General features: G+C 40.5%; 13 protein-coding genes. 6 read left to right on the top strand and 7 right to left on the bottom strand.

The genetic code is table 11. The features are described from left to right. Window positions 1-104: 104 nt before the first annotated feature. The 4 genes from AB9H30_RS14405 to AB9H30_RS14390 all read left to right on the top strand — a co-directional run bounded on the left by AB9H30_RS14405 (window position 105) and on the right by AB9H30_RS14390 (window position 4,268). Window positions 105-1,292: a hypothetical protein gene (locus tag AB9H30_RS14405; RefSeq protein ID WP_371195398.1), complete on the top strand. Its 1,188-nt coding sequence runs from the start codon at window positions 105-107 to the stop codon at window positions 1,290-1,292. Window positions 1,293-1,557: 265 nt separating this feature from the next. After that, a complete protein-coding gene (locus AB9H30_RS14400; protein ID WP_371195397.1) occupies window positions 1,558-1,947 on the top strand; it encodes a thiol-disulfide oxidoreductase DCC family protein in 390 nt (129 codons plus the stop codon). A gap of 54 nt (window positions 1,948-2,001) precedes the next feature. Next, complete coding sequence (locus AB9H30_RS14395; RefSeq protein WP_371195396.1) at window positions 2,002-2,727, top strand: SDR family NAD(P)-dependent oxidoreductase; 726 nt, start codon at window positions 2,002-2,004, stop codon at window positions 2,725-2,727. A gap of 119 nt (window positions 2,728-2,846) precedes the next feature. Continuing rightward, window positions 2,847-4,268, top strand: a complete 1,422-nt coding sequence (locus AB9H30_RS14390) for a sodium-dependent transporter (protein WP_371195395.1) — start codon at window positions 2,847-2,849, stop codon at window positions 4,266-4,268. A 58-nt stretch (window positions 4,269-4,326) separates the two neighbouring features. Here AB9H30_RS14390 and AB9H30_RS14385 read toward each other — a convergent pair whose 3' ends face one another. Next, on the bottom strand, window positions 4,327-5,178 hold the full coding sequence (locus AB9H30_RS14385; RefSeq protein WP_371195394.1) for an NAD-dependent epimerase/dehydratase family protein: 852 nt from the start codon (window positions 5,176-5,178) through the stop codon (window positions 4,327-4,329). Between the two features lie 11 nt (window positions 5,179-5,189). Further along, entirely contained in the window at window positions 5,190-5,990 is an 801-nt protein-coding gene (locus AB9H30_RS14380; RefSeq protein ID WP_371195393.1) for a DUF2884 family protein, read from the bottom strand. A 276-nt stretch (window positions 5,991-6,266) separates the two neighbouring features. Between AB9H30_RS14380 and AB9H30_RS14375 the strand changes: the two genes are divergently transcribed. Next, window positions 6,267-6,458: a hypothetical protein gene (locus tag AB9H30_RS14375; protein ID WP_371195392.1), complete on the top strand. Its 192-nt coding sequence runs from the start codon at window positions 6,267-6,269 to the stop codon at window positions 6,456-6,458. Window positions 6,459-6,503: 45 nt separating this feature from the next. Here AB9H30_RS14375 and AB9H30_RS14370 read toward each other — a convergent pair whose 3' ends face one another. The 5 genes from AB9H30_RS14370 to AB9H30_RS14350 form a co-directional block, all read right to left on the bottom strand. Beyond that, the gene (locus tag AB9H30_RS14370; protein ID WP_371195391.1) at window positions 6,504-7,814 is read right to left on the bottom strand and encodes a mechanosensitive ion channel family protein; all 1,311 of its coding nucleotides are present in this window, start codon (window positions 7,812-7,814) and stop codon (window positions 6,504-6,506) included. Between the two features lies 1 nt (window position 7,815). Next, on the bottom strand, window positions 7,816-8,700 hold the full coding sequence (locus AB9H30_RS14365; RefSeq protein WP_371195390.1) for an acyltransferase: 885 nt from the start codon (window positions 8,698-8,700) through the stop codon (window positions 7,816-7,818). Beyond that, window positions 8,697-9,605 (bottom strand): acyltransferase, encoded by a 909-nt coding sequence (locus AB9H30_RS14360; RefSeq protein WP_371195389.1) that lies wholly within the window; start codon window positions 9,603-9,605, stop codon window positions 8,697-8,699. The genes AB9H30_RS14365 and AB9H30_RS14360 overlap by 4 nt, the downstream gene beginning before the upstream one ends. Before the next feature lie 78 nt (window positions 9,606-9,683). After that, window positions 9,684-11,834 carry a diguanylate cyclase gene (locus tag AB9H30_RS14355; RefSeq protein ID WP_371195388.1) on the bottom strand — a complete coding sequence of 717 codons (2,151 nt, stop codon included), beginning with the start codon at window positions 11,832-11,834 and terminating at the stop codon, window positions 9,684-9,686. 83 nt (window positions 11,835-11,917) lie between these two features. Further along, the gene (locus tag AB9H30_RS14350; RefSeq protein WP_371195387.1) at window positions 11,918-14,071 is read right to left on the bottom strand and encodes a diguanylate cyclase; all 2,154 of its coding nucleotides are present in this window, start codon (window positions 14,069-14,071) and stop codon (window positions 11,918-11,920) included. 358 nt (window positions 14,072-14,429) lie between these two features. On the opposite strand from AB9H30_RS14350, the gene dusA reads away from it, so the two are divergent. Further along, complete coding sequence (gene dusA, locus AB9H30_RS14345) at window positions 14,430-15,449, top strand: tRNA dihydrouridine(20/20a) synthase DusA (protein ID WP_371195386.1); 1,020 nt, start codon at window positions 14,430-14,432, stop codon at window positions 15,447-15,449. Window positions 15,450-15,584 lie beyond the last annotated feature (135 nt).

Raw genomic sequence — 15,584 nt, 5'->3', positions numbered from 1 at the left:
AAATCATCGTTATCATGCACAGTAGCATATCACGGAAAAAAAGAGATAAAAGTCAGGTGCTTAATTCATTGTATAAAAATAGGTTTACGTTCATGCAAGGAAGTATGTCAAATACATCGTTAAGACAATCGTTTTTCAGCGAATATGTTAAAAGTAAATTGGCGATTCTAGCGATTTTACTACTTAACAGTTTTCATCCTCTCAGCCACGCAAATCTTCAAACGTCCAGCGAATCGGCTTTACTGTCAATTCAGCCAAGCTTGTCGTTATATGGCCAATGGATAACTGAAGCTGATGGCAGCACCATGTTAGATCCGCAAACCTCAGGTCTAATTGCCAATGAACTGGGTTGGTGGACAATTTCTGATGCCAGTGCCGATGCCAGTCAGATTCAAAGATTGCATCTAATGGACAAGCGCAGCGCGCAGTTGATCCAAAAGTTCGGGCCCATGCAACTGTCGTCAGCGGTTTTACAAACTTGTTTCGCGAGCTATTTATCAAACAAGCCCGATTACGAAGCAATGGTCTTTCATCCCTTGAAAAGTGACGCTTGGATTTTGGTAACAGAAGACGCCACACGTGGTGAGCCATTAACAGATCAATGCAAAAGCATATTCGCAAATTCTGGTTCAACCGAATATCCAACGCTCTTAGTAGAAGTTATGTTAGATGGTCAATCGCTCATAGTAACGGGAGTCAGGGCAATACAATTTGATCCTAATGACCAAGTGGGTAATTCCCCTAATGACGGCATAGAAGGCCTTGCCGTTGGACGCAATAATCGCCTGTTTTTAGGTTTAGAAAAAGACGCCAATAGCCAACCTAGAGTTTTTTATGTAGATATTACCCATGACTTTTTTGCGCAATCGGGCACCTTTAGTCGTGCCGCAGATGCAGGCTTAACGCTTCCGCAGTTCGACCAAGGGAACCATCCTATTAACGGTATGGATATATATTTTCCGAATGCAGACTCAGAAGGTTTTTTAATTGCCGCGGCTCGCAACGACAACGAGCTTTGGGTTATAGATCTTGCAAAGCGGCTGCCAACTAAAATTATTCCGCTTAGTTTCTTTGCACCTAGCGCATCACCTGAATGTCCTAGCTATCACAAAATGAATAATGCGTCGTTAGAAGGCGTAGCCGTTGATGGTGAAACATTGGTAGTGGTCAATGACCCTTGGAGGGCAAACTACATGAAGAATGTGGTTTGCCCTGCAGATAAGGCACGCTATGAACGTATGTCTCCGCTTATTTTTACTACCCCGATTCAGAGCAGTTGGTTTTTGCACTAAGCGCGCATCTGCCAGAATGCGCCTAAAATTTTATATCTCGCGCAAAATCTCGTAAATGCTTAGTTAGCGTTTGGGCAAGCGTCATATTTTGATGTGCGTAATTTTGGATTGTTTGATTTGCCATTGTTACGCTCTATTTACACCTCATTGGGCGATATATGCGATAGGTTTGTTTATCTAGTCATCTTTCCTATAACTAATTTCGTAAGAAGCATTATAGATGAATTCAATCCATTAAATAGGTCCAACGGATATAGGAGTATCAGTGGCTTTTACGATTTTTTATGACGGTCAATGTCCGCTCTGCGATATCGAGATGGGCCATTTAAAAAAGCGCAACACCGAAGGTCAGTTAGCGTTTGTCGATATTATGTCAGAGGATTTTGCTTCTCAATATCCAGACTTAAATTGGCAATCGTTGTATGACCGTATCCACGGCATGGACGAAGACGGCACTATGCTGATTGGTTTGGATGTCACCCACAGGGCATGGAGTCTAGTAGGCTATTCCTGGCTCTATGCACCACTAAGATGGCCCATCATCCGCTTCTTTGCAGATAAAATTTACCTTGTTTTTGCTAAACATCGCAATAAGATCTCATATTTATTGACGGGCAAGAAACCTTGCGAAAACGATTGCAAGATAAAATATTAGCGATTTTGTTAATACAATCGTGTTGATTTTATATTTCTCACAAAAAGGATAGTTATGTTAGCAAAGGTTTTAGTCATCGGTGCCAGCGGCGGAATTGCCCAAGCCTTAATAAGCCAATTAAATGGTGACGCCCAAGTGGAGAGCTTAGTAACAGTATCTAGACAGAGCTTTTCACCATTGTCCGGCAAACACAGTCATCACATACTTGATTCCAACGATGAATCACAGATCAAAGCGTTTTCCATAGAGCAAAAAAAAGCAGGTTTGTTTACGCATATTATTTGTTGTACTGGCGTGCTTCATAGCTCTGGCGGCATGACTTTAAAACCTGAAAAGCGCTTAGAAGATATGAATGGCGAGCAGTTTGCAGAGTATTTTAAAGTGAATACCGTCGTGCCGGCGATGTGGATAAAACATGCTGTCAACTTAGTCAACAAAGAAGGTGCGACGATTACTGTTTTTAGTGCACGAGTGGGCAGTATTAGCGAAAATCAGTTGGGTGGCTGGTACGGATACCGAGCTTCAAAAGCGGCATTAAACATGGTTGTAAAAACCGCTGCGGTGGAATATAAACGCAGAGCGCCAAATACGGTGTTGGTTTGCTATCATCCGGGCACGGTGGATACACAACTGTCGAAACCTTTTCAAAGCAATGTTAAGCCAGGGAAATTGTTTACTGCAGCCTTTACGGCTGAACAACTTATAAAACACACTATAGCGCTTGATCCCGAGCATTCGCCTTATTATTTAGACTGGGATGGTAAAGCTATTAGCTGGTAGTTGGTCTATTCCGATGCATCTAAGTGCACCCTATAAATAATCTGAATCAGATTAAAGACTTTTTTGTTAATGGCTGTTAACATTTAGCATAGAACAACAATAATAAAAAAGGATATTCAATGGCTGATTCAAGGGAACAATTTGGCTCAAAACTTGGGTTTATATTGGCGGCTGCAGGTTCTGCGGTTGGTATCGGAAACCTTGTAGGTTTTCCTGTTGGGGCCGCAAAAAACGGCGGTGGTGCATTTTTATTAATGTACGCAGTGTTTGTATTCTTTATTTGCTTACCCGTTATGATAGCCGAGATGACCGTGGGGCGCTCTGCACAAAAAGATCCCTTGGGCGCATATACAGATTTATCTAACCGTAATCCCGGATGGCGATTTGCAGGTTGGCTTTCAATTGTTACCCCTTTTATGATTGCCGTGTTTTACTTGGTAATTACCGTTTGGATATTTGGTTATTTATTTGAATCAGTAATCGGTAATCTAGACGAGCTCGCTCAACCAGAAACCTTTGGCACGTTTATTAACAGCTATAACCTCTTTGTTTATATGGCTGGCGTAATTGCAATTGTTTATCTCATTTTACAGGGGGGAGTGAAAAAAGGAATTGAAAAGGCTGCAAAGATTCTTATGCCAGCGTTGTTTTTTATGTTGCTTGTACTAGTAATATTTGTATTAACTCGCGACAACGCAATGGCTGGTGTTGCCTTCTATCTAGTCCCTGATTTTGACAAAATAGACGCCTCTGTAGTTAACGGCGCGCTGTCTCAAGCATTTTTCTCACTTTCGCTAGGAATGGGTATCATGATCACCTACGGAAGCTATATCGACAAACGTGCTGATTTACCTGGCTCTGCAAAACTAGTTGCTTTAACCGATACTGCGGTTGCGTTTACTGCTGGTCTGATGATATTGCCTGCTATCTTCTCATTTAACCCTGAGGTGAACCCTGAGGAGTTGAGTGAATCTTCAATTTCGATGATTTTCTCGTATTTGCCACAAATCTTTTTAGAAATGCAAAGCACCTTCGGATATGTTGGTGCAAGCGCCATAGCCAGCATCTTTTTCTTGTTAGTATTCTTTGCCGCCATTACATCCTTAGTTTCTATCTTTGAAGTGCCGGTGGCGGCTTTGATGAGTGAAAAGGGTATGGAGCGCAAAAAGAGTTTGATGGTTTGCGGTGCTGGTCTCATCATTTTTTCGGTATTTTGTGCATTATCTTTTGGTTTTGTGACATTTTTTACAGAGTTTTTTAATTACGCCGGTTCAACTAAATCATTTTTTGATGTGGTCTATGACGTGTTTTACGACACCATTTTACCTTTGAATGGTTTACTTATTTGCTTGTTTGTCATCTATCGCTGGAAGAAGGCAAACTTTAACGAGGAATTAGACCGTGGTGCACCGAATTTCAAAGGCAGTATATTTGAGCGTTACGTTAACTTTTCTTTAGGGACCTTCATTCCAGTTATTCTCTTGGTTATTTTTGTCAATACGGTGGCATTGAAATATTTTGGTGTTGCACTTATTGGCTAGGCTACTATGTTTGTTCAAAAGGCTTACTTTCAGCAGGCCTTTCGAACAATTTTGAATCTCACTCTATATTATTTAGCATATCAAAAGGAGAGGGATACTTAAGACGAATATTGAGCTCTTTAATACTGTGTTTAGCGTCAATAATCTTGCCTGCATCTTCCTCTTCAACTCTTTTATTTGAGATGAAATCTAAACTTCCTAAGCCTAATTTTTTAGCCGCCCAGGTATAATATATTGCTCTGCTAGGGTGCTCAGTTGAGCATCCATGATAAATGCAATGCGTTTTCTGTTGCTCGACAATGGCAGCAATAAGTGCAATCGCATCTTCTTGATGCAATAAATTAACGGGTTGGTACCCTTTTTCAATATTACTGCGTTTTATTAAGGAAGTAGCTGGGTGTCGTATACTTCCATCTTGGTTTGCGCCAATAAGTCCTGCTAATCGAATGACGGAAGCATCTACATTAAGGGCTTTGAGTAAATATTCTTCAATATGCGCATGAGCTATGCCTGAATTGGTGCTTGGCATAGGCTTGCTTTGTTCACTTAGGAGGCCACTTTGCCCACCAAATACAGAGGTAGTGCTAACAAAAGTGATGTGTTTAGCATGGCAAGCAACGAGGTGATCGATGAGCGCTTTCAAGGCCCGTTGATATGTATCTGCATCGATGTCTCGGCGTCCAGGGGCGATGTTGATTACGACGCTACTCTGCTCAATACTATGCCTGACTAGGTCACTGGCAAATGGGTATGCAAATAGGTCAAACAGATGGGTATCATAGCCTTTAGCTAAAAGTTTGTTTTGCTTGATGACGCTTCGGGTTGTGCCAGACACTTGGTAGCCTTTTGCAATCAGGTGGTCTGCCAACGGCAGACCTAGCCAACCAAACCCGATAATAAGTGCCTTCATATGTAAACAGATTACGCGCGTTTAGGTGATACGTTTAAAAAATCAATACCTTTTAATTCGGGTATTTGCTGCAGTTTACGCTCTTGCTCATCTAATTTTTCAAGTGCGTCGCATAAGTCAAGGGCATCATCTTTTAGCTCTTGTGATCGTTCGGTAATGGCACTCTCAATATTATTGCCCAAGTTTTCCATTTTTTTCTCAAAGCCTTGTAAAGATCCATCTCCACTCATCATACTGCGGCCAATAGAGACGAATAATTCTGCCATAGCACTGCCCATTACTTCTTCGACAGCAGCGTCAATGTCTTGCTCGAACTCACTTTTTGATTGGTCAGTGCCACCAAAGAACGCACTATTGAAAGTAACTGCATCTGGAGTTTGATATATATGGCTTTCAAGCTTTTGTTGTAAGGCAGTTAATTTCTTATTCAAAACTTTAGGTAGCTGGCTATCTTCACCCAATATTCCAACGAAGACTTCAGTCAACGCATAATTGGTAACTTCTATGGCCTTTGCAGCAAGACCGATCGCCTTTGGAATTGCTTTCTCTAGACCATCAACGTAACTGCTCACGGTTTGTTCTTGTTCAGAATTTAACTGTAATAACGTGCCATTTAATGATGCTTGTCCACTCTTTGTAAGCAATATAACGTCATTTTGTTTAGAGGTAATTGTTGCTTGATTGTTGGCAAGTACGATCTCGCCATTGATATTCACGTCGCAAGCATCATTTTGAAGATTATGAGCCTGAACGTTTATGCTGGTACTTAATAAAAATGCGGAAGCAAATAGCGCTGATTTAGTAAACATCATGGGTTTCCTGTAAAAGTAGGGTTGAAGCAATAATTTAAGCTTAATACAGCAACATTCACGCCAATAAAAAACATTATTAAAAACAGTAAGCTACAGATTATCATAACAGCTTAGGTGATAAATAAACTAATTTTTGGCGCAACTCACCGAAATTTAAGAAGTTTGACTCAGATCATGAAGACTAAAAAAAGACCTTGGTAGCATAGCGCTTTTTTTTGACGTGGTGCATAATGTCGGCCGTTTTACTTACTCTTTTTATTTAATCAAAGGCAACCAATGAGCGAATTACTCAGTACTCTTATGTTTGGATTAATGATGGTGGCACTCGTATTGGGTTTAAGCTGCATTGTTATGACGTTTATCTCAACCAAGTCAGGAAAAGAGGCGCTGCAAGAGCGCATAGAGTATGGCTTTTTAGGAGTGTCATGCTTAGTGGTCGCACTGTTAATGGTTTATGCGATGCTTTAAGTACGAAATGTTAGTATATTTAGGGTCAGCTAATGCTGACCTTTTTTATAGTAAGGGCTGGCGCTTTTGTTCTGCCGCCATTTCGTTTGAATTGGCACTATTGGTGATACGCTGATATGCACGCAAATTAAACATCGGCATCATTGAAATGACATGATCAAATATGTCGGCCTGAATGCCTTCATAAGATACCCAATCTTGCACCCGGCTAAAACAATAAATCTCTATTGGCAAGCCGGCTTCACTCGGCGGTAATTGCCTGACCATGCAGGTATAGCCTTTATGAACATCTTTGTGCTGGGCCAAATATGTCTGTACGTACGCTCTGAATGTTCCGATGTTGGTGAGCTTACGACAGTTAATAATATCTAACTGCTTTTCAGTGAGGCTTTTATTGTCTTCTTCGAGGGCGAGTTTCTTGCTTGCTAGATAAGGTTGCAGTATCGCAATTTTTTGCCATTTCACTAAGTCATCTTCGTCTGCAAAGTCCAGACTTTGCATGTCTATTTGAATCGACCGTTTTATTCTGCGTCCGCCAGAATCGCTCATGCCTCGCCAGTTTTTTACCGCTTCTGTAATTAAACTATAAGATGGAAGGGTGGAGATAGTTTTATCCCAGTTTTGCACTTTGACAACGGTAAGCCCGATTTCAAGAATCTCGCCGTCCACGTTGTATTTTGGCATCTCAATCCAATCACCCGTGTTAAACATTCGGTTGGCTGCAATTTGGATCCCGGCGACAAAGCCTAAAATAGTGTCTTTAAACACTAATAACAATACCGCAGCGATTGCCGTTAGCCCTGACAATAGATATACCGGGCTTTTGCCTAAAAGCTCTGAAATAATCAAAAAAATCAGCGCAAGGGTAAATAGCAGTCGCCCTACTTGAATAAATCCAGTGATCGGTGCTTTTTTTGCAAAGCGAGTCGACTTGTAAATTCGCTCAGTGGCGGTTAAAACGGCTTGCATCACGCTATATACAGCGATCATTACGTACAGCAAACTTACGGTGCTTGATAAGGTATACATTTTGCTGTCGGGCACCAAGAGCAAATCTGTACCAAAATAAACGGTTAGTCCAGGCACAACTAACGCCAATCGCCGAAAAACACCGGCACTTTGTAAATTATCATCCCAGTCTGTTTTTGAAAAACGAACCAACCTTGCAATTTTGAACTTTAATATAAATAGTGCGATGAGCCACATTGTTAGGCTAGCCGCAATTAAGATACTAAAGCCTATCCATTGATGCAGTAAGTCACCGCTTTGTGATTCTAAGCCAATAAACTGGGCAAATTCTGAAATAAATTCACTCAAATGAGCTTTAGTTTGTTCAGCTTTTGTAATTACATCCATTTCAACTCATCCATGCTCGCATTCGTGCATTCTTCTTTTCCCAGAGGGCATTCAGCCATGTCTGAAAACGCGTTTGAAACTCGGGGTTCTCGAAGTAATCACCAATTATCTCTTGTGTTACCGGTAAGGTTGTAACATCAATGATGATGGTGGTCATCCTACCACATAGCATGTCCATCATCGGGTGCTTTGAATTAGGGTAGGCAATCGTAATATCCAAAATATTGCTGAAGAGTTCTCCCATCGCTGAAAGCGTGAAGGCAATGCCGCCTGCTTTAGGACGCATCAAATGCGAGAATGGACTTTTTCTTGCCGAATGTTTTGCCGGTGTGAATCGAGTACCCTCTACAAAATTGATAACGGTTGTAGGTTTGTCGATGTAGCGTTGGCAGTAGCGTTTGGTGGTTTCGATATCTTTGCCACGCAGGTGTGGGTGGCGCTCTACAAATGCCTGTGAGTATCTTCTCATAAATGGCATATCCAGCGCCCAAGCCGCTAGACCAACAAAGGGCAGCCATATAAGCTGCTTTTTCAAAAAGAACTTAGGGGGCGGAATACGGGGTGCGCAAAAGTCTACTAATAAAATAATATCGAGGTAACTTACGTGATTGGCAGTGATTAAATACCATTTTTGCTTTGATAATGCTTGGTCAATTTCGATACGTATTTCGATACGATTGAATACTTTAATTAAGGCAACGCTAAAAATGCCAAACGAAAAGTATAGCCGGTGCATGATGCCCAATAACACTTGCTGGACGGACCTTATTGGCAGCAATAATTTGACAATTCCAAAGGCAATAACCAAAAGACCCCATACCGCAAGATTGAATAACTGCAAAAATAAATGAATGGGAAAGATGATATAACTTCTTAATAGCATCATTTATGAGGATACTCCGATGCCATCGTAGCGAGTTTGTGATCTTTGCTTGCCCAAAGTTGATTCATCCAGTCTTGAAAAATTTGCTTTTTTCCTTCATCAGTAAAGCATTCAGGGCTGTATATGCCGTCTTCAAATAATGTCTTTATATCGATGGTGTCCACGTCAATAACTACTTCGTTTACTTTACCGCAAACAAAGTCCCAATAGCTAGGAATGCCGCTGGGATAATAAATGGTCACATTCACTAGTTTAGTTAAGCGTTCACCCATGGCGTTTAGCACAAACGCTACTCCGCCTGCCCTTGGAGGAAGTAAGCGCTTATATTGGCTGTCGGTATTAAGCTTACTAGGTTCAAAGCGGGTACCTTCAACAAAATTCATGATGCTAACGGGTTTAAACTCAAATTTTTCACATGCTTTTTTGGTTGTTTCTAAGTCTTTGCCCTTTAAGTGGGGGTGCTTTTGCAGAAAGGACTTGGTATAACGTTGCATGAATGGAAAATCTAAAGCCCACCACGCCAACCCTAAAAATGGCACATAAATTAAATTTTTCTTGAGAAAAAACTTCAGGAAAGGGATTTTATAATTGAACACTCGTTGTAAGACCAGAATATCTACCCAAGATTGATGATTTGAGATGACCAAATACCATTGATCTAGAGACAATTCAGCTTGCCCTCTAAGCGTGAATTTAGCTCTAGAAAAAACATGTTGATTGAGATTGTTGATTGAAATCCAAAGCGTTGCAATTCCGTCTACGACTTTTGAAATCCATTTTCGCCAAACTGTATTTGGAATGAGCTTAAAAAACGAAAAAATGACGAGAGGAATAACCAGCACAACAGTATTCACAAAATAAAAGCTAGCAGATATTGCGCCGTTAAGGGCATGGAATAACGGTTTCATAGTATGTTGATTTGACTGAAATTGCTGCAATTATACCTAGAAAACGAGTAGATGCTCAATTATTAAGGCCGCAGATGCTTAAGCGTCATTGTGGGTATAGCCGACTGTGACCAATGAAATTCTGTCTCTGCCGCTGCCTTTGCACTTATAGAGTTCTTCATCGGCTAACTTAACAATCTCTTGCATGCTTAAATTAAGGTTACCTAGCACGCTGCAAATGCCAATGCTGACTGTAAATGATACGCTATCACTAGTATCCGCAGGTTTAAGCCGTATTTTTTGTGTCTGCTGGTGAATGTTTTGCATGAGTTGGTGGTGAGCCTGCACATTTTTACCAGCCATAAAGATAATAAACTCTTCACCACCATAACGGCCGATAATGTCTGTTTCACGCTTACAATTACGTTGCATTAGGGCTGAGAAGGCCTGTAGGCATTTATCACCAAATAAATGTCCGTGGGTATCGTTTATTTTCTTAAAGTGGTCAATGTCGAGCAGAGCCATGCTAAAGGGCTGGCCAAGCCGGTAACTCGTTTTAATAGCGTTAATAGCCATTTCATCAAATCCACTACGATTAAGTAGGTGTGTCATGCCATCTTCACGAGCTTGCGCGGCAAGCTGTAAATTAAGCTGTTCTAATTGTTCGGTTTTTTCGGTTACTTGCTGTTTTAAGCGGTTCTCAAAGTTTTTCATCAAAAACTGTGAACGTTTGAGCTTGTTTGCCACCGCTGAAAACTCTTTGCTATTTGCAAAGGCTGAGGCTGTTTCTACAGAGTTGTCTTCAGATTCCAGAAGCGCCTTTAAAGGAGCACTGATTTGTCGGGATAGCTTATAGGCAAATAGTAAAAAGACAGCGATCACCAAAAATAGACTTAAGCCAGCAATGACAAAGTTGTTGCGGATATGCTCAGTAAGTGAAGCCGATTCGGTTAGCACATAAACTTTCCAACCATAGGGAGTTTGTTTTTTATGATAGGCATAGTGCCTATTTTCGTAAGTTAAGACGGGCAATTGACTGATAATATAGTTGTAGCTTGGCATCGGCAAAAACACTTCTAAGGGGTCTATTTTTATTGGTTGCGATGCGTATATTGTTTGATTCGAAGCATCAGTAATAATTACCAAATCGCCGTCTAAAAGTTGCTCTATACGATTTCGGAAGGTCTTAATTGCGTCTAAATTAATGGCACCAAAAATAATACCGGCAAATTCATCATCTTGAATAATAGGTGATGCAATAGACACCATTGGAGCAACAATCACCCCGCGGCTTAATATAGTATTGGATATATAAGTTTCTCCGCTGTTGCGTGCAGCATTAAAATAATAACGGTCGGACACTGTGCGTAGTTCTGGGGGTAGGCGGGCAATTTGAGCGTTAAACTTCTCTGGCGCAAAGAATAGAAGCCCCCCATCTGCATCGGTGGTGGTTAAATTAAAAAATGAGGGATGCTTAATTTGCGATTCAAGCATGAAGCTATGAACATTTTCCGTAGGGGTTTGGTCACTTAATAAACTAGCGACTTGCTCAATAATAAGCTTGTGTTCATCGATAAATGATTTTGTTAGTTGCGCAACAAAAGACGTATTAGCTTCAATTTTTTCGACCATCAGTGATTCGTTTTCGCGCGAACTTACTGAAATAAAAATAAACGAAATAATTAGCACCGGAACCACTAGCACTGATGCGCAAATTGAAAAAATATTGATAGATAGATTGTATTCTCTTGTATTGAACTGTGGTTGCTTATAGTGATTCGGCACAATGGCAATGATCGATGCCGCCAATGCAGCGCATAAGATACCGATCAAGCCTTTCTGAATTGCAATGAGTAGATTGACTTCCTGTAAATAAGTGGGGCTGTAGGTGGCCAAGATCCACAGTAATGGCATGCCGATACATAGCCAAAAGCCAATCGAAGCCATCATAATAAATACATGGCGATTTATGAGTACCGCTATTACTAATACTTCGAGGGCATGGGTAAGTAAGAATATCCAACCATAGCCGATCAAATAGTGACTTAAAATACTGCCGGCGAATACGACAAGAAAAAATTTATAAGGGAGTATGATTAACGAGAGCAGCACGAAAACACTGCCAAAAACGACTTCAGCTTCACCTATTAAAGGCACCGATAAGAACAAATTTGACGCGATCGTCAATACAAATAAAAACAAACACCTTTGAAAATGCTCTATAAAAGTTGTTTGGTTTGCATCGCTCATTTAAAGTCCACTTTCAACGCTAGGAACTTGATTTTTAGTGTCGTTAATAAAATAATCATAAGAAATTCAAGTGTACTACGCATTCAGCGGGTAAGGATACTAATTTTATTTCTACCCGTACGTTTACTTAAATAGAGTTGGTCATCGGCCAATTTAATCATTGATTCAAAATCAATCCCGTAGTCTGCAGCCACGCTCAAAATGCCAGCGCTCACAGTCATTTTAACTTCAGTTTCGTTATGCTTGAGTCTAGCTTGCGAGATACTTTCTTTTATCAACTGCATGCGCTCATGATGTTCGGAGGTTTCGCCTCCTATAATCATAATGATAAATTCTTCGCCGCCATGCCTGCCAATAATATCAGTGTCACGTTTGCAGTGTTTTTGGAGAATTTCTGACACTCTAACTATGCACTTATCACCAAAGGGATGCCCATGAGTGTCATTAATCACTTTAAAGTGATCGATGTCGATTAATATAAGCGACATTTTTATGCGATTGCGGACACAGTTTCGATATGACGTTAGGGCAAATCTATTGAAACCTGCTCGATTGAGAAGTTGCGTTAAGCTATCTTTTTGCGCCAGTGAGTATAGTTCACGATTTAACTGTTTTAACTGGCGGGTTTTATTATCGACCTGTTCAGATAGCTGTTGATGAAAATCATTCATTACTGCGTGAGAAGATACTAAACGCTCTGCTAGTGTTACCAGTTCAATGCTTATCTTTGCATCATCCAGTAGGCTTGGATGCATCGCCTTATCTGGGAAGTGCTCCGCGATATCTTCTAGTGGCCGCGTAATTTTTCTTGAAAGTTGGTTGGCGATTAGGCCAAATGAGATCAACAAGAAAGTAGAGCAAATTAATAAAATAAAGAAATTGTCCATCATATTCGCGGTGGATTGGGATGGGGAAGTAAGGCTGATGATGCTCCAGCCCTGTTCGGTTTCAATCTGATGATATAAAAATAGATCGTCGCCTACGCTTAGCATGGGAATGGACTTTATCAGCGGATGATTTTGCTGATCCATGTCTATCTTTTGGGTCAGCAAAATATGCGCTAGTGAGCTACTGATCACATTTTTTTCAGCATCAATTATCATAAATTCAGTCGCTGATTTATAAGCCTGCTTTATTTTACTAGCGAAGTCGGGCAGTGCCATAATTCCGACTGCCATGCCAGCATAGTTTTGATCATTGACGATGGGTCTAAGCATCACAATTGCGCGATCACCAGGAATGAATTCAACTGAAATGTTTGCGTATATCGTATCTTGTAAATCGCGTTTGGCATCGGCAAAACTTGGATTGCGGATTAACGATTGATGGGCGCTAAGTTTTAGGCGCTGTTCAAGTCGAGAAGGGCCTACCGCAACAACATTTTCTGCAGAATCTAAAATCAGCGTACTAGAGAAATTTACATGCTCTGACGGAATACTTGCGAGAATTTGTCGAGCCTCATTTAAACTGCCCCCGTTGCTAACGAAGCTTGATAGTGTAGCGAGCGACTGAATATGTGCTTCTAAGGTTCTGTTGATAACTTGAGACATCTCTACTGCAGAAGCTCTTAAATTTTGATTGATAGATGCTTCGTTCTGATTCGAGGATTGATATATAAAAAATAATGAAATCAATAGCGCTGGCAATGTAACGGTCAACATACACAAAGAGAAAATAACCGAGGCTAATTTAGGCGGTTTGACATCATACTGATGTCGATAGATTTCGGAAGGTAACAGCCAACAAACAATGGCAGCCAGTGATACACAAACAAGACCATTAATCGCAAGGGTGAGACCATTTATAAACAGCACCTGCGCAGAGATGTTCGTGGTAAGACTGCTTAGTAATAAAAGCAGAGGTATGCCGATACAAGCCCAATAAAGCATAACCGACTGCAATAAGAATAAACCACGCTTGAGCAAAACGTGAACGATGATAACTTCTAAGGCAAGGATGATGATTAAGTAAGGATCACCGGCATTCACAGCAGTAAATATTGATGATATTGCGACTGCAATGATGGCTGCATTGATGCCTTTTAATACCAGGCACAACAATACAAATACCTGGCCTAAGTATATTGTAAAGCTGCCAAAAAAGCTGATCCCTAAGAAAGCATTAACCACCCCACCGATTGCACCACTATGAAATCCGTAGAGTAAGTTAGGAATAGCAAAAAAAGACGTCTCTGCTGCAGAGTTTCGACGCCTTAGAGTTAGGTCCCTGTCGTTCATTTATCCCTTAAATTTTTTATTTTTATATTTAGAACGTGAACTAAATAATGTTCATTCTAAAGCATTAAGGTCGCTCTACCATCTAATAGAAACTCTAATTTTATCGGAGCGCAATAATTATGCATGTAAACGAGGATTTATGCCAATCAATAAGTATTATTGATAATTTCGTCAAATTTCATGGTTTTCAAAGATGTTAGCGTGCAAATTAAGAATAAACCTTTGTTAAATGTTTATAATTTGCCAAATATAAAGAGAAAGTGCCCATTAGAGACTTAAAATAAGGCGGCGGATCGGCGCTGAAACCGAATGAAAACAATGCTATTATCTTGCCGTTTTTCATTACATAACTTTGCCTGTGGATACTATTCAAAAGAATCACCGTTTCTCCGTTGCCCCAATGCTGGATTGGACAGATCGACATTGCCGTTACTTTTTGAGATTGTTAAGTACTGAAACCATGCTCTATACCGAGATGGTGACAAGCGGTGCAATTATTTATGGTAAGGGTGACTATCTAGGTTTTGATGCTGCAGAGCACCCACTCGTGCTTCAATTAGGCGGAAGCAATCCGTCAGATATGGCAAAGTGTGCGGAAATTGCACAACGCAGAGGCTTTGACGAAATCAATATTAATGTAGGTTGCCCGTCTGACCGAGTTAAAAATGGCAGTTTTGGTGCATGTTTGATGGCAGAACCACAAATAGTCGCTGCATGCGTTGAAGCTATGCGCAAGGAGATTGATATACCCGTCACGGTAAAGTGTAGGATTGGTATTGATGACATGGACGATGATCAGGGGCTTACAAACTTTGTTACACCACTGACAGAAGTCGGCGTAAATCATCTTATCGTTCACGCAAGGAAAGCTTGGCTGAAGGGGCTCAGTCCAAAAGAAAATAGAGACGTTCCGCCATTAAATTACCCTCGCGTTTATAGACTCAAAGAACAATTTCCGGAGTTGTTTGTAACTATTAATGGTGGCATCAATACTATTGATGAAGCTAAGCAGCACCTTACTCATGTTGATGGCGTTATGATGGGGCGAGAGGTATATAGCAATCCATATATATTGCAGACAGTGGATCACGATATTTTTGGATGTAAACAAAACATCGATTTAACTCGGCAAAGTATCGTTGAGAAAATGACTCGCTACATTCATCAGCAGCATCTGCAAGGTGTTAGAGTGTGGCACATTGCCAGGCATGTTCTGGGGCTTTTTCAAGGCCAAGTAGGTGGAAAAATTTGGCGGAGATATCTGAGCCAAAATGGCACTGGTAAGCATAATAACCCTAATTTGCTACTAGATGCTTATGAGCAAGTATTGCTTGCTCAAAACAAAGCTGATTTATTTAGTCAAAATAACCAACCATAGTGGTTAAAATAACCACTATGGACAAATTTTACATTTGTTAATTTCCATAAGTCATTTTATAAAATTTTAAGTAATTGAATAATATAAATAAATTTTAATTTTATTAAACTGGCACAAGTTTCGCAAAGCTTAAGT

The sequence above is a fragment of the Glaciecola sp. SC05 genome (genome assembly GCF_041380235.1).
In the GTDB taxonomy this organism is placed as follows: domain Bacteria; phylum Pseudomonadota; class Gammaproteobacteria; order Enterobacterales; family Alteromonadaceae; genus Glaciecola.
Note: the sequence above shows the minus strand (reverse complement) of the source record. Positions and strands in the feature narration are given on the sequence as shown.